At 72.7% G+C, this 16,978-nt stretch carries 13 protein-coding genes; 6 read left to right on the top strand and 7 right to left on the bottom strand.

What is annotated here, in order from left to right; translation table 11 throughout:
- Positions 1 to 118: 118 nt before the first annotated feature.
- A complete protein-coding gene (locus ACZ4NT_RS06635; RefSeq protein WP_467723923.1) occupies positions 119 to 1,699 on the bottom strand; it encodes a GMC oxidoreductase in 1,581 nt (526 codons plus the stop codon).
- Positions 1,700 to 1,826: 127 nt separating this feature from the next.
- Positions 1,827 to 2,741, bottom strand: coding sequence for a cyclase family protein (locus tag ACZ4NT_RS06630; RefSeq protein WP_467724167.1), 915 nt, complete (start codon positions 2,739 to 2,741; stop codon positions 1,827 to 1,829).
- Between the two features lie 884 nt (positions 2,742 to 3,625).
- Between ACZ4NT_RS06630 and ACZ4NT_RS06625 the strand changes: the two genes are divergently transcribed.
- Both ACZ4NT_RS06625 and ACZ4NT_RS06620 read left to right on the top strand, forming a co-directional pair.
- Complete coding sequence (locus ACZ4NT_RS06625; RefSeq protein ID WP_467723921.1) at positions 3,626 to 4,870, top strand: hypothetical protein; 1,245 nt, start codon at positions 3,626 to 3,628, stop codon at positions 4,868 to 4,870.
- A 147-nt stretch (positions 4,871 to 5,017) separates the two neighbouring features.
- Positions 5,018 to 5,419: a hypothetical protein gene (locus tag ACZ4NT_RS06620; RefSeq protein WP_467723919.1), complete on the top strand. Its 402-nt coding sequence runs from the start codon at positions 5,018 to 5,020 to the stop codon at positions 5,417 to 5,419.
- A gap of 73 nt (positions 5,420 to 5,492) precedes the next feature.
- Here the strand turns inward: ACZ4NT_RS06620 and ACZ4NT_RS06615 are convergent, their stop codons facing one another.
- The 3 genes from ACZ4NT_RS06615 to ACZ4NT_RS06605 form a co-directional block, all read right to left on the bottom strand.
- Positions 5,493 to 6,035, bottom strand: a complete 543-nt coding sequence (locus ACZ4NT_RS06615) for an EF-hand domain-containing protein (protein WP_121408004.1) — start codon at positions 6,033 to 6,035, stop codon at positions 5,493 to 5,495.
- A gap of 340 nt (positions 6,036 to 6,375) precedes the next feature.
- A complete protein-coding gene (locus ACZ4NT_RS06610) occupies positions 6,376 to 7,371 on the bottom strand; it encodes a phage baseplate protein (protein ID WP_467723916.1) in 996 nt (331 codons plus the stop codon).
- 505 nt (positions 7,372 to 7,876) lie between these two features.
- The gene (locus ACZ4NT_RS06605) at positions 7,877 to 8,602 is read right to left on the bottom strand and encodes a GAF and ANTAR domain-containing protein (protein WP_121408006.1); all 726 of its coding nucleotides are present in this window, start codon (positions 8,600 to 8,602) and stop codon (positions 7,877 to 7,879) included.
- 488 nt (positions 8,603 to 9,090) lie between these two features.
- Between ACZ4NT_RS06605 and ACZ4NT_RS06600 the strand changes: the two genes are divergently transcribed.
- Complete coding sequence (locus tag ACZ4NT_RS06600; protein WP_467723913.1) at positions 9,091 to 11,226, top strand: SpoIIE family protein phosphatase; 2,136 nt, start codon at positions 9,091 to 9,093, stop codon at positions 11,224 to 11,226.
- A gap of 148 nt (positions 11,227 to 11,374) precedes the next feature.
- Positions 11,375 to 12,556: a spore photoproduct lyase family protein gene (locus ACZ4NT_RS06595; protein ID WP_467723911.1), complete on the top strand. Its 1,182-nt coding sequence runs from the start codon at positions 11,375 to 11,377 to the stop codon at positions 12,554 to 12,556.
- A gap of 106 nt (positions 12,557 to 12,662) precedes the next feature.
- Here ACZ4NT_RS06595 and ACZ4NT_RS06590 read toward each other — a convergent pair whose 3' ends face one another.
- Together ACZ4NT_RS06590 and ACZ4NT_RS06585 are read right to left on the bottom strand one after the other, a co-directional pair.
- A complete protein-coding gene (locus tag ACZ4NT_RS06590) occupies positions 12,663 to 13,739 on the bottom strand; it encodes a dipeptidase (protein ID WP_467723909.1) in 1,077 nt (358 codons plus the stop codon).
- A complete protein-coding gene (locus tag ACZ4NT_RS06585; RefSeq protein WP_467723907.1) occupies positions 13,736 to 15,094 on the bottom strand; it encodes an amidohydrolase family protein in 1,359 nt (452 codons plus the stop codon). Before ACZ4NT_RS06585 ends, ACZ4NT_RS06590 begins: the two co-directional genes overlap by 4 nt.
- A gap of 107 nt (positions 15,095 to 15,201) precedes the next feature.
- On the opposite strand from ACZ4NT_RS06585, the gene ACZ4NT_RS06580 reads away from it, so the two are divergent.
- Positions 15,202 to 15,978 (top strand): IclR family transcriptional regulator, encoded by a 777-nt coding sequence (locus ACZ4NT_RS06580; RefSeq protein WP_467723905.1) that lies wholly within the window; start codon positions 15,202 to 15,204, stop codon positions 15,976 to 15,978.
- Positions 15,975 to 16,925: an ornithine cyclodeaminase family protein gene (locus ACZ4NT_RS06575; protein ID WP_467723903.1), complete on the top strand. Its 951-nt coding sequence runs from the start codon at positions 15,975 to 15,977 to the stop codon at positions 16,923 to 16,925. Before ACZ4NT_RS06580 ends, ACZ4NT_RS06575 begins: the two co-directional genes overlap by 4 nt.
- Positions 16,926 to 16,978 lie beyond the last annotated feature (53 nt).

Here is a 16,978-nt window from a genome sequence, read left to right as displayed (position 1 = left end):
CGGCCACACAATCACCGCCGGCGCCGGGCGCCGCGCGGGCGCACGGCGCGTTACGCCGAACAGTGGGGGATTTCGCTCGCTCGGAGGCCCGCCGTCGCGGCGTCCCGGCGTCCGGCTCTCAGCTCAGGCGCTCCACCAGGTGGTCGCCCACGCGAAGGGCGTTCGCCATGGCCGTGAGGGACGGATTGACCGCCCCGATGCTCGGGAAGAAGCTGGTGTCGACCACGTACAGGTTGTCGACGTCGTGTGCCTTGCAGTCGACGTCCAGGGCCGACGTCGCGGGGTCGGTGCCGAACCGTACGGTGCCCGCCTGGTGGGCGGTGGCGCCGATGGGCATGCCCTTGTGCAGGTAGATGCTGTGGGGCAGCAGATGGTGCTCGTGCATGCCCAGCCGGCCGAGCATCTTCTGCAACTTGTGCTGCAGGCGCTTGAGTCCTGCCGTGTTGTTGTCCTCGTCGAGTGCGAGGTGGATGCGGCCGTCGCCGTCGAGCGTGACCCGGTTTCCGGGCTGCGGGAGGTCCTCCCCGCACAGCCAGAAGTCGACGGCGTGGTGGGCGAGGACCTCGAAGGGCATGTCCGGTGCCACCGCACCGGCCCAGCGCGGCGCCTCGCCGTGGATCTGTTCGGCGTCCGACTTGCCGAGCATCTGGATGCCGCCGAGGGGGTAGTCCCAGTCGTCCGCGCCGAGATACCAGTCGTGCAGGGCCAACGTCTTCTGGAACTGGGTGTCGTTGGGCTCCTTCGAGACCGCCATCAGCGCGAGGTTGTTGTGCCGCATGTAGTGACGGCCGACGACGTCCGAGCTGTTGGCCAGGCCGGTGGGGTGCCGCTCGTTCGCCGAAGCGAGCAGCAGGGCTGCGGAGTTGACGGCGCCGCAGGCCACGACGACGACGTCCGCCGCGAAGCGGACCTCCGCGTCGTCCGGGAGTTGGGCCACGACGGCCGTGACCTCGCGGCCCGTCGCGTCGGTCTCCAGCCGGGTCACCCGGGCGTTGGTGATCATCTCCACGTTCGGGTGGCGCAACGCCGGTTCCACGCAGATCACCTGGGCGTCGGACTTGCCGCGGACGAGGCAGGGGAACCCGTCGACCCGGTTGCAGCGGATGCAGGCGCTGAAGTGGTCGACGCGCCCGTTCTCGTCCTGGGTGAGGTCGACCCCGATGGGCAGGTGGAAGGGGTGCAGGCCCTGCTTCTCCAAGTCGTCGCTCAACTGCTGGATGCGCGGCTCGTGTTGGACCGGCGGGTAGGCGTACTGCGCGCTGTACGGGCCGCCCCACGGGTCCTCGCCGTGCCGGCCGTGCACCCGGTAGAGGTGCTCGGCCTGTGTGTAGTACGGCTCCAAGTCCTCGTAGCGGATCGGCCAGGCGGGAGAGAGGCCGCCGTGGTGGCGCAGTTCCCCGAAGTCCTCGGGGCGGAGCCGGAACAGGGCCGCGCCGTAGAACTTGGTGTTGCCGCCGACGTAGTAGTTGACCTCGGGCGGGAACTCGTTGCCGTGCCGGTCGAGCCAGAACTCCGGGGCACGGTACTTGCCTCGCACGAACACGGCCGTCGAGTCCCAGTTGTCCCGCTCACGCGGCAGGAAGTCGCCCCGTTCCAGGATCAGCACCCGCTTGCCGGACGGGGCGATCCGGTGAGCGAGGGTGCCCCCGCCCGCGCCGGTCCCGATGATGATCACGTCGTACCGGGTGGAGTCTGGCATCACGGCCACCGTCCTCGCTCGTGCGATCCCCAACCGGTGCCGGAGACCTGCTTCAGCCGCTCCCCCGTTCGAACGTATACGCCCCGGGCCTGGGCGGCACCCGGAGCGGCGGGCGGTCCGGATGCCGTCACAGGACGGCGATCGGGTTGACCGGGCTGCCGGTGGCCGCGGGCAGCCTCAGGGGCGCGACCACGCACAGGAAGCTCCAGCGGTCCAGCTCCGCGCACACCGGCGCGAGTTCCTCGAAGTCCAGGTAGTCCATGAGGTGCAAGCCCAGGGCGTTGACGGCGAGCACGTGCACGGGGAACGCCACTCCGGGCACCGCGCTGGGTGCCGTGTCGTTGTTGCCGTCCGACCCCAGCGCGGCCACGTGGCGCTCGGCCAGCAGATTCATCGCCTCCGGATGCAGGCCCGCCCGCGCCGTCGCCGCGTGCCAGGCGCCCAGACGCAGGCGCCGACGGCGGTGCCCGACGCGCACGAACAGCATGTCGCCGGGTCCGCAGGTGACCCCCTGCTCGGCCTCGGCGGCCAGCAGGTCCTCCGTGGTGACGTGCTGACCGGGTTCGAGCCAGGGCACGCCCTTCAGCCGGGGGATGTCGAGCAGGACACCCCGGCCGACGAGGCCGTCCCGTACCAGGTCCAGGGTCAGCGCGCGGGCACCCTCGGACGTCACGGAGCCGGCCGGGACGCCTCCGTGGAGCTCGCCCTCGTACACCACGTGGCACAGGGCGTCGAGGTGGCTGTCGGCGTCACCGTGCACGTTCATGGCGAACCGGTCGCGGGCGAAGTGCAGCCCGTGCGGGTCGAGTTCACCGTGCGCCGGTTCGGTCATCGCGTGGCGGGCCGGGTCCGGGTTGTCCGGTCCCGGAGTCGTCTCGATCGGGGCGGCCATCGAGACGGTGCGCCCGTACCGGACGTGAGCGGCGGCGGCCACCACCCGTTCGGGGGCGAGCCGCCGAAGAGGTCCCTGCCCGGCCTCCGCCCCGGCCGGGGTCTGCCCGCGGAGCCGTTGGTACAGGGCCTCGAAGGCCGTGTCGGGCATCACCTCCCGCGGCGCACCGGGCGACGGTTCGGAGTTCGTCGGGTCGGTGCTCGGGTCCGCGCTCACGACGGTGCGGGCCTCGACCGGTGGCGGGGACGCTGTTCGCACGGCCCGGGTCGGCATGTCGGCCGCTCGGGCGGCCTTGCGTGATCCGTCACGGGAACTCCTCAGCACAGCCGGACCTTCCCTCAGTGTCGATCGGAGGCGGCTTCGGCGCATCCCGGTGGCGGCGGGGGCCGTGCGCTTCCGGGTTGCCGGCGCCCGGAGCCGTGCGCGGCCAGGTCCACCCGGCACCGACGCTCGGTGCGGCCCGGGCCATCGACGTGACCAGCCCCGTCACCCTCCCCCGGGGGCCGGAAACCAGGGGGCGACGCCGGCTTCCGATTGCCGCTCGGGCGTTCTCCCCTGCGTCCTGCCAAGGGACTTGGGCTCGAACTCCGTGTCCGCGCCGGCGCTCGGCACCGCTCCTCCGCCACTGCGGCCGGACCGTCGGCCGCGGGCGGGAGCCGGATCACCGAAGACCCGGCTACCGCCCGCACCCGCCCCCGCCGGCCCGTCCGAGCCCGGGATGACTCCCGCGCACCCCGGGGCGGCCGGTGAGGACCCGCCGGGGTGAGGACGGCGTGTGAAGGGGAGCCACGCCGTCCTCACGGTGCCGCCGTCCGCCTCCCGCGACGGGCCGCCTCACCGGCGAACCGACCCGGAGTTCTCGGCGTCCGGACGACAGGGCGCATTTATGCATCCCTTGACAGTTTGCGCCGCGCTCGTCGGGCCGGGAGCCCCCGTGCGCGGATTGCTACAAAAACAACCGTCACCCCTGTGCGCCCCTCCGTGGAGCCGACAGCGATGATGATCCGTGAAGGGCAATGAGGGGGGACACGTTCATGCGCAGATCCACGGGTATCGCCCACCGCGGCTTCGTGACAGCTGTCGCCGTGCTGGTCACCGTGCTCACGGCGGCCGGGTGCAGCGCGGACTCCGATGCGGCCGGATCCGGCGGCAAGGGATCCGCGCACACCACGGACCCCGGTGGCGACGGCCCCTCGAAAGCCGCAGGATCCACTCCGACCTGGGAGTTCGAGCACATCGCGGACTTCCATGGAAAGCTCTCCGATGTCGCCGCCCTGGCCGCGGACGACATCTGGGCGGTCGCGACCGAGACCACGGGGGCGTCCTCCGTCTACATGCTGCACTACGACGGGGAGCGCTGGGCGCGCGAGCCCCTGCCCGTGGACCTCCCCGCAAGCGCCTCCCCGCCGACTCTCGAGGAGATCGGAACCGAAGCCCTGTGGCTGCGACCGCTGACCACCGGGGACGGCACCGCGCAGGACGCTTGGGCGAAGTGGGACGGCACCCGCTGGTCCGCCGTGCCCGACCCTCCGCAGGGCAACGTCGGAGAACTGGAGGCCGATGCCCCGGACGACATCTGGACCCTGAGCGGCGAGCAGACCGCCGAGCACTGGGACGGCACCCGGTGGACCACGACCCGGCTGCCGTACCGAGCCGCCGACATCGCCGTGGTGGGAACGGACGACGTCTGGGCCGTCGGCAGCCGGGCGACCGGACCGGGGACCGAACTGAGCTACGGCGAGCGGTACAGCCAGCCCGCCTCCATGCACTGGGACGGCACGTCCTGGAGGGCCGTCGACACTCCGCAGGCCCGCTTCGACCCCCTCCCGGCGGAACCGAGCGCCGGGCTCGGCCAGGTCTTCGTGTCGGACGACGGGACGGTGCGGGCCTACGGCAGCAACACCTTCAACCACGGCGAGGTCGAGGTCGAACCGGCGGACGAGTTCATCCAGTTGCGCTGGGACGGCGCGAAGTGGGTTGACGAGGAGCCCGCCCCCGGCGGGTGCGCCGACCGGCGGCCGGTGGCCCGGGACGGCAAGAGCCTGTTCCTCGAAGGCAACTGGTACCTGGCCGACGACGGCCGCTGCGTCAAGATCGGGCGCCACCGTCTGCCCGTCTCGACCGGCGCCCGCAAGGAATCGCACCAGTCCTTGTGGCTGGAGGAGATCCACCCGGTACCCGGCACCGACGCGTGGCTCGGCGCGGGACACGTCCAGGTCAACCAGTCCGGCAGCCCCTTCGACGCGCCCGTCGTCGTCCGCCTGGAACGCAGGTCCTGACGTCCTCGTACGACCGCCGCCCGCTCTTCGTGCCCACGTCCGGGGGCCGCCGGGCGGCGAGGCGAGGGGGCCTGTCGCTGCACAGGACACGGACCGTGCCGGGGCCCGCCGCGGGGGGCGGTCCTGCGACCGCTAGATTCGACCGTCATGCGATCACGTGAGTACGACCTCGACTTCCGCGACCGGGCCGGGCGGATACGCGCCTGGGGCATCGGCCTGCTCGCCCTGGCGGGGCTGCTGTGGGCGTGGTGCGCGGTGCTGGTGCTGGCACCGTACGAGGTCGACAGAAAGCCCGACGACAAGTTCCCCGCCGAGTGCGAGTCGCGGCTGTTGACCGATCGCGGCACGGCCAACGACGGCCTGCAGCACTACGACTACTGCCAGAACGAACGCGACTGGCCCGAGGCGCTCGCGGTGCTCGGCCTCTCCGTCCCGGTGTCGGTGGTCGGCGTCGCACTGTTCACGACCGGCAGCCTGAGCCGGCGCATGAGTGCCCACAGTGAGGCGATGCGCGAGCTGGACCGGATCGCCGAGGCGCGGCAGCCGTAGCCCGCGGCGCCCCGGGGCGAGTGGACCGCGGTTCAGAGCCGTGCCGTGAGTGTGCCTCCTCGGACGGCGTCGGCTAGGCGGCGGGGAGACGGCCGCAGAGCCAGTTGCCGGGGTCCGTCGGTTCGTCGCTGGTCCAGAACTGCCGCCACAGGGAGGCGAATTCGGCGCGGTCGAGGTGACCGGTGCCCTGCGGGTCCAGCCGCTCGAAGACTCCCGTCAGATCGACGGGCCGGCCGTTCCAGGTCTCGACGAGCCTGCGGTGCTCCTCCGGAGAGATCCGGCCGTCCTTGTCGGCGTCCACCGCGTCGAAGAGAGTGTCGGCGGTCGCGGTGACGGCGTCGTCCATGGCGGGCAACCGGTCCACGACGGCGAGCAGTTCGCCCATGTCGACCGTGCCGTCCCCGTTGGCGTCCCCGGTCTCCAGTAGGGCCGCCCACCAGCCCATCAGCAACGTCTCCACCCGTGCGCGCAGGTGCGTACCCGGTTCGACCCCCGGCAGCCGGCTCCAGCGGGCGACGAGGGCCGTGAAGTCGCCCTCGCGCAGGTAGCCGTCACGGTCCGCGTCGAACGCCGCGAACATCCCCTTGAGTTTGCGCTCCTGAAACGCGCTGGCCACGAGCGGCCTCCCTCGACGCCGAACCGAACCCACGTACCGCCCCCACGGCCGCCGACGCGTGCCCCTGCCCCGTCGGCACCTCTGCGGACAGCGGGTAACTATAGGTCGCGCCGGGCCTCGGGCCCCATGAGCACATGTGCACGAAGGGTCACCCTGTCCCGGCCGCGGGAACGTCGAGCGGCGGGCGGCACGGCACCCGTACGGCGGATGGTCAGGGAGAGCAGCGCGGCGGCGCCGCACGCGGCGCCGAGCGCCGTTCCGCGCAGCGGAGTAGCCAATGCCCGCGCCCGCCGGGCCCTCGCGGGTGGAGCCGACCGGGCTCCACCCGCCGTCACGCCGGTCAGACGAGGACGTTCTTGTAGAAGAGGTTGGAACGGCGGTCGCCGGACTCGCCGGAGGCGAAGCCGAGGAACAGGCGCACCTCACCGGCGACCGTCTGGTACACGGCCAGGCCTTCCGGCTCGCGGAAGGTCAGGGTGGAGCCCGCCTGGGTGAGGACCGGGCCCTGGGCGATCTTTCCGGTGTTCATGTCGATGGCGGTGACCTCGGAGTCGACGATGTTCCCGTTCGCCTCGTAGCTGGTGCCCGTGAGCACGTAGAGGTACTGGCCGTACGCGGTGTAGCCCTGGAAGACCGACGACGCCGTGTCCAGGGTCGGCATGACGAAACGGGCCAGCGGGCTGCCGAAGTCACCGGCCGCGGCCGCCGACAGCGAGTGCACGGAGATGTACCGGTCGCCGTCGAGGAGGTAGCGCACGATCAGCCTGTTGTTCACCGGGTCGGTCGCGCAGGTGTAGGAGGTCGCCCCCGCCACGGGGGTGTACTTGGTCAGCGCGGAGGAACCGGCCGTGAGCGTCGTACCGCTGGTGAACTTGAAGCGGGCCAGGCGCGTTCCGTAGCCGCTACTGCTCGTGTCGGTCTCCGTCCACAGGTACGTCGCGGTGCCGACCGCCTGGGCGCCTATGGACACCCCGTGACCGAAGCCGGTGAGGTGCATGTAGCCGACCTGGTTGCCGTCGAAGTCGAGCTGGGTGACACACAGGTCACCGGCCGTCTCCGACGTACCGTCGCGGCGCTGGACCACGAACAGGCGCCGGTTGACGTTGTCGAAGACGAAGCCCTGCTGCACGGTGCTGTCGTGCAGGGTCTTGCTGCGGAACAGGTCGTACGACGGCTGCGTGAGGTCGAAGCGCGAGGACGCCGGCACCGCGGCGGAGGCCGCGCCCGCTCCCATACCCAGCCCCAGTGCGGCCAGGCCCAGACCGCCCCCCGCGCGCAGCAGGTTGCGGCGGCTCGGGAACCCTGTGGTGCCGTGGGACGGCGTCGATGAGGACATGTCTTCTCCTTGACTGCGCAATGGCAAAGCGGATCTGAACCTATGACAGGTGTCCGCCGCCGAGATCATCGGGTCCCGCGCTGCGCGGCCGGCGCTCGGAGCAAGTCCCGTCCGGACACCCTTGGTTGCACCGAATCGGGGCCTCTTGACGTCGCCGACGCGATGCGGGGCGAGCCGTTTGGCGGTGAAGACCGCCGATGCGGGGCTGAGTTCAGGGCTCCTCGTGCCGCACGAGATGGGCACTGGCGGTGCAACGGATGCGCTTGGTGCGGCCACCGCCGGCAAGGACCTCGACGGCCTCGGCGCTCACCCCGGCAGCCGCCTTGAGTGGGAGCCAGTCGGCACCCCCTGCACCGCCGGTCCCGCCCCTCGTCATTCAGCTGCGTGGCTCACTTCGGCGAGTTGACCGGGAGCAGGTGCCCTGAGGGCCGCTCCGCGGGGCCGGGGTGTGGGAGATGGTGGTCTTCGGCGCAGCGTTCGTGGGTGGACCGACGTGGGCATCCGGTCAGCCGCGTGGGCGGAACTCCGGGGTCGTCGGCGGCCGGCCGGTGAGGTTGGTGATCATTTCGGCGCACAGGTCGCGGAGCTTCACATTGCGATGCTGGGAGGCCGAGCGCAGGATGTGGAAGGCCTCGGCAGCCGTGCACCGGCGCTGGCCCATGATGACGCCGAGGGCTTGGTCGATGACGCTGCGGGACTGCATGGCCGTTTGCAGTTGGTCATTGAACTCCTGCGCTTCGCTGATGCGTTGGGCCACCGCGATACCGCCGGTGGCCTGGGCCGCCAGGGAGCGCAGCGCGGTGAGGTCCTTGTCCTCGAAGGCGTCGGGCGGGCCGCCGTACAGGTTGAGGGCCCCGGAGGAGTCCGTGTGGGCCGCGATCGGCAGGGACAGCGACGAGCGGATGCCGCAGGCGGCGGCGTAGGCGGGGTAGTCGCCCCAGCGGTCCTCCCGCAGCATGTCGTCGACGGCGATCTCCTGGCCCGTGCGCAGGGCCTGCAGACAGGGGCCGTCGTCCTGGCCGTACTGCTTCTCGTCCAGCTTCGGTGCCGTGGGCCCCGCGGTGACCACGGTGATGGGCCGGCCCTCTCCCTCCAGCGTCACCCCGATGCCCTCGGCCCCGGACAGTTCCATGGCGGCGTCGGCGAGCGTCTGCAGGAACGCTTCCAGGGAGTCCGTCTCCAGCAGCCACCGGGTGATGTGGCTGCTGTCGTACGCGTCGTCGGCGTTCATCGTCTGTTCCTCCACGGAAGGCCCGCGGCCCCCTTCGGGTCGGTGTCCGGTGACCCGGTCGACGACGGGGTGCCCCGCTCGCCGGAACACCTCCGGTGCGGGCGCCGCCGACACGAGGTGCGTCACTGCCGGACGGCGCCGGTTCTCTGGTCTTCCGCGAGTACCACGTCGGGGCCGCGCGGAACCTCTCCGATGCACCGGTGGCCTCCGGTCCTCGGGGTCCGGGCGCGGGCGGGGCGCCCGTACCGCCCGAGCGTGCCCCACCGCACCGCCGCCCGGACCGTGCGACCGAGCCGTGCCGGGCGGACACGCCGGGTTCGCACGCCGGGCCCGGTGCGCCGTGCACCGCCCTCGCACGACGGCGTGCCGACCGTTTCCCACGGGCGTAACGTCCATTAGGGGCGAGAGACCGGGTACGTCCGGGGTAGGTGGAGCAGGAGGGGGACTCGCGGCCGTGTCCGCGGTCCCGCCCGGGAAGCCGTCCCGCGATGCTGGAGGTGCTTGTGACCGGCGCGGGTGATCCGGGCGCCGCCGCGGGTGCGCTGGATGCCGAGTTCGCGGAGACGGTGCGCCGGACGGGCGCGACCGTCGGCGCGCTGTACCTGCTCGCCCCGGACGAGCGGTCGCTGCGGCTGGACGCCCTGTGCGGAGCACCGGCGGAGTTCGCCGCGCCGTGGGCCCGGGTGTCCCTGGCCGCGCCGGCGCCGGTGGCCGCAGCCGTCCGGGAAGGGCGGATGGTGTGGGTGGGGAGCCAGGAGGAGATGGCCCGCTCGTATCCGCGTACCGCGATGGTGCTGCCCCACCCCCTGGTGCTGGCCGCCGCCCCGGTCACCGGAGCGCGGCGATGGGGGGCGCTGCTCCTGATGTGGCCCGCCGGACGGCCGCCGTACATGACTGCCCGCGAGCGGGGCCACATCGCCTCCAGATGCCGGCGTCTGGCCCGGCTGCTGGAGGAGTCGGCCGAGCGGGGCGGGCCTCCCGTCCACGACCAGGGCCCCCGGGTCGTCCCGGCCGCCGACGGCCGCCGGCCCGCGGACCCGGGGACGGCCGCCGCCGACTTCGTGGAGCGCCTGCCGGGCGGAAGCTGCTCCCTGGACCTGGAGGGCCGCTTCGTGTACCTCAGCTCCGGCGCCTGCGACCTGCTGGGCCGTGAGGCCGGGCGGCTGCTGGGCACCCTGCCCTGGCAGTCCCTGCGCTGGCTCGACGACCCCGCCTACGAGGACCGCTACCGTGCCGCGGTGCTCAGCCGCGAGCCGATGTCGTTCACCGCGTGCCGCCCGCCGGACCAGTGGCTCGACTTCCATCTCTATCCGGACGCCAGCGGCATCAGCGTCCGCATCGTGCCCAGCGGTGCCCCCGGCCCGCCGCTGCCGGGGTCCACCAGGCCCACGCGCACCGTCGCCCCGTCCCGGGCGGGCCACCTCTACCAGCTCACCCACCTGGCCGCCGCGCTGACCGAGGTCGTCGGCGTCCAGGACGTCATCGATCTGGTCGCCGACCAGATCATGCCCGCCTTCGGCGCGCAGGGCCTGGTGCTGTCCACCGCCGACGCCGGACGGCTGCGCATCACCGGCTACCGCGGCTACCCCGCCGCCACCATCGAGCGCCTGGACGGGCTGCCCCTGGACACCGACTTCACTCCGGCCGGTCGGGCGCTCAGCGACGGCGTCCCCGCGTTCTTCGCCAGCGCCCAGGAGATGCAGCGGCTGTATCCCGAGGCGCCGATGGTCAGTGGGAAACAGGCCTGGGCCTTCCTGCCCCTGATCATCTCGGGCCGCCCCGTGGGCTGCTGCATCCTGTCCTACGACCAGCCCCGCGCGTTCCCGGCCGAGGAACGCGCCGTCCTCACCTCGCTCGCCGGACTGGTCGCCCAGGCCCTGGACCGGGCCCGCCTGTACGACACCAAGCACGAGCTCGCCCACGGCCTCCAGCAGGCCCTGCTCCCCCGCGCCCTTCCCCGGTTCACGGATCTGCGGGTCGCCGCCCGCTATCTGCCCGCGACCCGTGGCATGGACATCGGCGGGGACTTCTACGACCTGCTCCGGCTCGGGGACAGCGCCGCCGCGGCCGTCATCGGCGACGTCCAGGGCCACAACGTCGCCGCCGCCGCGCTGATGGGCCAGGTCCGCACCGGCGTCTACGCCCACGCCACCCTCGGCACGTCACCCGACCAGGTCCTCGCGAGGACCAACCGGCTCCTCACGGACCTGTCCCCCGACCTGTTGACCAGTTGCCTCTACGCCCACCTCGACCTGGCCCGGCGCCGCGTGACGCTGGCCAGCGCGGGCCATCCGCCGCCCCTGCTGCGCCTGCCGGGCGGCGAGACGCGGCCCGTCGTCGTCCCACCCGGGCCGCTCCTGGGGATCGACCCCGACGCCGCGTTCCCGGTCACCGAGATCCCGCTCACCGCGGGCATGATGCTCGTCCTCTACACCGACGGCCTCGTCGAGACGCCCGGGGTCGACCCCGACGAGTCCCTCGACCGGCTCGCCCGGCACCTCGCCGACGCCGACGACCGGGATCTGGACGTCCTCATCGACGACCTGCTGAGGAAGACCCGCACCACCGCGCAGCGCACCGACGACATCGCGCTCCTCGTACTGCAGGACACGTCGGACCGCTGACGGCCGAGGCCCGCCACCGCCGCCCGGCTCGCGGGAGTCCGTGGCGCCCCGGGCAGCACATCCGGTGGCCGGGCCCCCCGTACAGTGGAAGGTGCGGTTTCGCCCTGTCCGACCGGTAACGTCCCGCACTCCCCGATCCGGAGCGTCCATGCACCACCCGCCCAGCACCCCGGACGACGGCTCCGACACCCTGTTCGGGCTCGACGCCCTCCGTCCCGCGCCCGCCGCGGCGCCGGGCGACGGCCGGCCGTCCTTCCGGGACTCCCCCACGGCACGGCGCCTGCTCCCCGTGCGCGAGATCCACGCCGAACCCGCGGCGGCAGCCTCTGCGCGCGGCCGGCAGATCATCGCGCGGTTCCCCGAGGCACGCGTCGTCGAGGTGGAGTCCCACTGGCGTATCGCCGGGCTGCACGGCAACGAGGGAAACGTGGCGCGCTGGGTGCGCGTCAAGGGCGAGACCCTCGTCCTCGGTGAGCGCAAGTCGCCGAGCACGCGCCCCAACGGCCGGTCCGCCGACTGGATCGCCCCCGGCGCCTCCAACGGCTGCGCCATGGCGTGCGCCTACTGCTACGTCCCGCGCCGCAAGGGATACGCCAACCCGGTCACCGTTTTCACCAACATCGACCGGATCATCGTCCACATCGGCCGACACATCGCCCGCCAGGGGCCCAAGGCCGAGCCGAACCAGTGCGACCCCGACGCCTGGGTGTACGACATCGGCGAGAACGGCGACTGCTCGGTGGACGCTCTGATCTGCGACAACACCGCTGATCTGGTGCACGCCTTCCGGCAGTGGCCGACGGCCAAGGCGTCCTTCGCCACCAAGTTCGTCAACCCGGACCTGCTGGCACTGGACCCGCGCGGTCGCACCCGCATCCGCTTCTCCGTGATGCCCCCGGAGGACTCCCGGCTGCTGGACGTGCGCACCTCACCGGTCGCCGAACGGATCGCCGCCGCAGCGGACTTCCTGGACGCGGGCTACGAGGTGCACTTCAACCTCTCGCCCGTCGTGATCCGGCCCGGCTGGGAGGAGGCCTGGGCCGACCTCCTGCGGCACCTCGACGACGTCCTGCCGGACCGGGTGAAGAACCAGGCCGCGGCCGAGGTGATCATGTTGACGCACAACCGCGAGCTGCACGAGGTCAACCAGGGCTGGCACCCCCGTGCCGAGGACGTCCTGTGGCGGCCGGACCTGCAGGAGGCCAAGCGCTCCGAGAACGGCGCGGCGAACGTCCGTTACGCGGGGTTCGTCAAGGCGCGGGCGGTGGATCGCCTCCGTGACCTCGTCGCGGCCCGGGCTCCCTGGCTGCGGATCCGGTACGCCTTCTGAGCCCCGCTCCGCCCTCGCCGTCGCGCCGTCGCGCCCGGGGCAGCGAGCGGTTCCCGCCCCCACATGCACGGCCGGACGGCCCCTGGCCGTCCGGCTGTGGCCGCTCTCATGCGTGCGGCGGTGCCCACACCCGTTCCGCGTACTCCAGGAAGTTGCGTCCGAGGATCTTCTCGATGCGCTCGGAGCGATAGCCGCGCTTCTCCAGGAGGCGGACGAGATCGCGGAACTGGTCCACTCCCCGCAGGTCGAGGACGAAGGGGAGCGTGTCGCTGCGCTCCCCCGCCGCTCCGACGCCGGCCTGCCGGCGCAGGGCCACGTGCTCGGCGAGGTGAGCGCGGTAGGCGTCCAGGTCGTCGATCGACGTGATGGGGCCGTCGGTGCCGATGCCGACGTGGTCCTCGCCGCACACGTTGACCGCGTGGTCGATGTGCTCGACCACGTCGGCCGCGGTGGCGTGACCGGAGAGGCTGAGGAAGGGCATGAAGTAGATGCCCACGAAGCCACCGCGGGAGGCGACCAGGCGCAGTTCCTCGTCGGTCTTGTTGCGGGGCAGGTCGGCCAGGGCACGGCAGCCGGTGTGGTTGATCGACACCGGGCTGCGCGAGATCGCCGCGGCCTCCAGGCAGGTCCGTTCCCCGCTGTGCGAGAGATCGACCATGAGGTGGTGGTCGTTGAGGGTCTCGACCACACGGCGGCCGAAGTCGCTCAGGCCCCGGTTGGCCGGCGCCATCGATCCGTCGCCGATGTGATTGGCCTGGTTGTAGGTGAGTTGGACGATCCGCACGCCCAGCTCGGCAAAGGTGGCGACGCGGCCCGGGTCGTCACCGACGGCGACGGCGTTCTGGAAACCGTAGATGACTCCGATCCTGCCGTCGCGCCTGGCCCGGTGGACGTCGGCGACCGTCCGGATCTTGGTGAGGTGCTCGGCGTTGTCCCGGATGATCGCGTCCCACACGGCGATCTCGTGCAGGGTGTGCTCGTACGGGGGCAGGTCGCCCATGGTGTAGCCGAGGGTCACGTTGACGGCGGTGAGGCCGGAAGCGCGGGCGTCGGCCAGGGTCCGGGCGTCGATGGTGAGTTGCTCGCTGGTGGCGTTGAGCTGCGCGGCGGCCTCGGCCGACCGGGCGGCGTTGGGGTTGTCGAGCTGCCCCAGCGCGTTGATGATCATGGGCATGGACGTCATCGGCCCTCCTCGGCCTCGTCGTGGCGGCGCAGCCCGTCCGCGGGTACGGGCCGCTCGAACTCGCTGCGGGCGAAGCGGCGGCCGCGTTTGACGGTCGTCGTGACACTGCGCAGATGGTCGATGTCGTCCAGCGGATTGTCCTGCAGGACCACGAAGTTGGCGAGCTTGCCCGGTTCCACGCTGCCCATGACGTCCTCGGCACCGGCGCTGCGGGCACCGATCAGCGTGGCCGACCGCAGCACGTGTTCCGGAGACATGCCGCAGTGGTCGACCAGGAACGCGAGCTCCTCGTACAGCGCCGGGAACGGGGCTTCGGGGTCGGTCTCGTAGTCCGTGCCGGTGGCGATGTCCACGCCAGCCCGGTACGCCTGCGCGGTGAGGCGGGCCGCGAGTTCACTGTTGGCGCGGGCCCGCTCGGCGGCTTCGGGGCCGTCGCCGGCCAGGGCGTCGCTCGCCCACATTGCGGTGGTCGCGTCGAGGACGGTGCCGCGCCGGCGCATCAGGGCGAAGAGTTCCTCGACGAGCGGGTCGTCACCGCCGGCGAATCGCTTGTGGTCGACCGGCGGCTTCGTCTTGTAGCTCGTCAACCGCCCCTCCGCTCCCGCGAAGGCGAGCAGGGTCACGTGCGAGACGCTGTCCACGCCGGCCAGGACGACCTGCCGGGGCGAGGCGGGGAACACGGTCGCGTGGGCCCAGACCGGGATGCCCTGACGGTGGGCCTCCTCGGTGATCGCTGCGACGGCTGCGGCGTCGAGGTCCGCGTAGACCTTGATCGCGGCCGCGTGGGTGCCGCGCGCCACGGCGACGGCCAGGCGCAGGTCCGTGTCGTCGGTGACGGCCTGCATCCACGGCACCGCGCCCGGGGTCTCCCCCTGCGAGACCTGGTGGGTGCGCGGGTCGTCGAAGAAACTCGGGCCCGCCATGAGCGCGGCGTAGCGGATGTCGGGCCCGGGGATCTCTCCGACGAGGGTGGCCCTGGCGAGGTCGCCCACCTGCCGCAGGTCGTCCGCCATGTCGCGGATCGCGGTGACGCCGCTGTAGACGAGCCTGCGCAGTACGGCCTCGGCCGCGGGGCGGTCGGGAGGCGTCGCGATGTGCTGGTGGGAGTCGATGAGACCCGGGACGACGAAGCGTCCGCCGAGGTCGATCACGGTGGCGTCGGCGGGCAGTCCGGCCGCGATCTCGGCGTCGTCGCCGACCGCCCGGATCCACGCGCCGTCGGTGACGATCGTCGTCGACGGCCGCAGCGGGCCACCGTGCCCGTCGAACAGCGTGGCGCCGCGGTACACCACGACGGCGCCCTCCGGCGGGGGCGCGTGCGGCGGGCCCGGTTCGACCGGTGCCTCGTGGATCATCTTCACCTCGGAGGGGCTTGTTACGCTCTACGTAACATCTGTATCGTCACTGGAAACCGAGGCCACCGTACGCTGGCCACCCCCGGCGCCACAAGGAGTGGTCCGACGTGCCCGAAGCACCCCGATCAGCGGTGGACAAGGCGCTCGACCTGGTCGAGGCCGTGGCCCGCTCACCCCATCCCCTGCGCCTCACCGACCTGGCCGAGGAGGTCGGCCTGCACCGCGCGACCGCCTACCGGGTACTGGTCGACCTCGTGCGCCGCGGCTGGGTGCTGCGCGCGGGCGACCGCTACCTCCCCGGCACCGCCGTTCTGGGGCTGTCGTCCTCCGCGGCCCGGAATTCGCTGACGGCTCTCGCGCGCCCCATCCTGACGGACCTGTCCGCCGGCACGGGAATGATGGTCAACCTGCAGGTACTGGAGGCCGACCGGGCCCGGGTGATCGACGCCGTCCGCCCCGAACGCCTCGCCATGATCACGCACTTGATGGGCGAGGCCCTGCCCGTCCACCGGTTCGCCGGGCCCCTCGCCCTGGTCGCCGCGCTCCCCCCGGCCGCCCGCGCCCCCTACCTCCGGCCCGCCGAGGCGGCCGGACATCCACTGACCGGACCCGAAGGCCTGCTGGCCGACATCGAACGCACCGAACGCGACGGATTCGCCGTGGAGCACGGTCGCAACGAACAGCCCGTCGCCTCCATCAGCCGCGCCGTCGTCCCCTCCCCCGGGGCACCGGCCTGCGCCCTGACCGTCGTCGGCCTGGACACGGAGTTCGACGAACGCCGCATCGCCGTACTGCGACGGCAACTTGCCGCAGCAGCCGACGAGTTGCAACGCCGCCTGGCCGGTCCCGGCGCACCCGGTGAATCCGTGGAGGAAGCACGATGAGCGGGATACTGGTCCTCGACCGCGCGCAGACCCGCGCCGCGCTCGACCCCCGGCGGGTGATGGACGCCGTGGCGACCGCGTTGACGGCCATCAGCGCGGAGGAGGCGTCGGCGCCGCCGCGGATCGCCGCCCGCGCCCCCGGCGGACTGCTGGGCGCCATGCCCGGCTACGTCCCCTCGCTGGGACTCGCGGCGAAACTCGTCTCCGTGTTCGCCGACCGGGCCCGGCCCGGGCGCAGCACCCACCGGGGCGTCGTGGCCCTGTTCGACGCCGAGGACGGCCGGCCGCTGGCCCTCATGGACGCCGAGTCCCTCACCGGGATCCGCACGGCCGCGTCCGCCACCCACAGCGCCCGCGCTCTGGCGCGACCCCACCCCCGCACCGTCGCCGTCATCGGCACCGGCGCGCAGGCGCGTGCCCAGATCGCGCTGCTCGCCGTACTCGACCCGGCGACCCCGGTGGTGGTCGCGGGCCGGGACCCCGGTCGCACCGAACGCGCCGCGCGCCTGCACCCGGCCGCGCGGAGCGCACCGGACGTCGAGACGGCGGTCCGCGCGGCGGACACGGTGTTCTGCTGCACCGGCGCCGTCCGCCCGGTGATCGAGTGGGCGTGGCTCGCCCCCGGCACCCATGTCAGCTCCGTGGGCGGCTCGCACGGCCCCGAACTGGACGCCGACACCGTCCGCGACGCCACCCTGTTCGCCGAGTGGCCCGGCGCCGCCACGGCCCGCGTCCCGGCCGGGGCCCACGAGTTGCAGGACCTGCCGGCCGGACGGACGGTCGCCCTCCTCGGCGCCGTGCTGTCCGGGGATCACCCCGGCAGGCGCGACGCATCGGAGCTGACCGTCTTCAAATCCACCGGGCACGCGGCCCTGGACGTCGCGGCCGCGCATGTCGCCCACGCCGTGGCCCGGGCCGAGGGCTGGGGCACGACCATCGACCTGTGAACGGCGGGCCGTCCCGGAGTCCTCGGGGGCCCGCCGACGTGTTGCCGACGCCG

It is taken from the genome of Streptomyces sp. NPDC026417 (genome assembly GCF_055567695.1).
The sequence above is the reverse complement of the archived record's forward strand: the minus strand, read 5'-3'. Positions and strand labels throughout refer to the sequence as shown.

Bases quoted from the DNA above. Each gene is read 5' to 3' on its own strand.
- ACZ4NT_RS06575 (WP_467723903.1), top strand. From the start codon at position 15,975: ATGAGCGGGATACTGGTCCTCGACCGCGCGCAGACCCGCGCCGCGCTC.
- ACZ4NT_RS06625 (WP_467723921.1), top strand. From the start codon at position 3,626: ATGCGCAGATCCACGGGTATCGCCCACCGCGGCTTCGTGACAGCTGTC.
- ACZ4NT_RS06635 (WP_467723923.1), bottom strand. From the start codon at position 1,699: ATGCCAGACTCCACCCGGTACGACGTGATCATCATCGGGACCGGCGCG.
- ACZ4NT_RS06600 (WP_467723913.1), top strand. From the start codon at position 9,091: ATGCTGGAGGTGCTTGTGACCGGCGCGGGTGATCCGGGCGCCGCCGCG.
- ACZ4NT_RS06630 (WP_467724167.1), bottom strand. From the start codon at position 2,741: ATGCCCGACACGGCCTTCGAGGCCCTGTACCAACGGCTCCGCGGGCAG.
- ACZ4NT_RS06585 (WP_467723907.1), bottom strand. From the start codon at position 15,094: ATGATCCACGAGGCACCGGTCGAACCGGGCCCGCCGCACGCGCCCCCG.
- ACZ4NT_RS06610 (WP_467723916.1), bottom strand. From the start codon at position 7,371: ATGTCCTCATCGACGCCGTCCCACGGCACCACAGGGTTCCCGAGCCGC.
- ACZ4NT_RS06590 (WP_467723909.1), bottom strand. From the start codon at position 13,739: ATGACGTCCATGCCCATGATCATCAACGCGCTGGGGCAGCTCGACAAC.
- ACZ4NT_RS06605 (WP_121408006.1), bottom strand. From the start codon at position 8,602: ATGAACGCCGACGACGCGTACGACAGCAGCCACATCACCCGGTGGCTG.
- ACZ4NT_RS06620 (WP_467723919.1), top strand. From the start codon at position 5,018: ATGCGATCACGTGAGTACGACCTCGACTTCCGCGACCGGGCCGGGCGG.
- ACZ4NT_RS06595 (WP_467723911.1), top strand. From the start codon at position 11,375: ATGCACCACCCGCCCAGCACCCCGGACGACGGCTCCGACACCCTGTTC.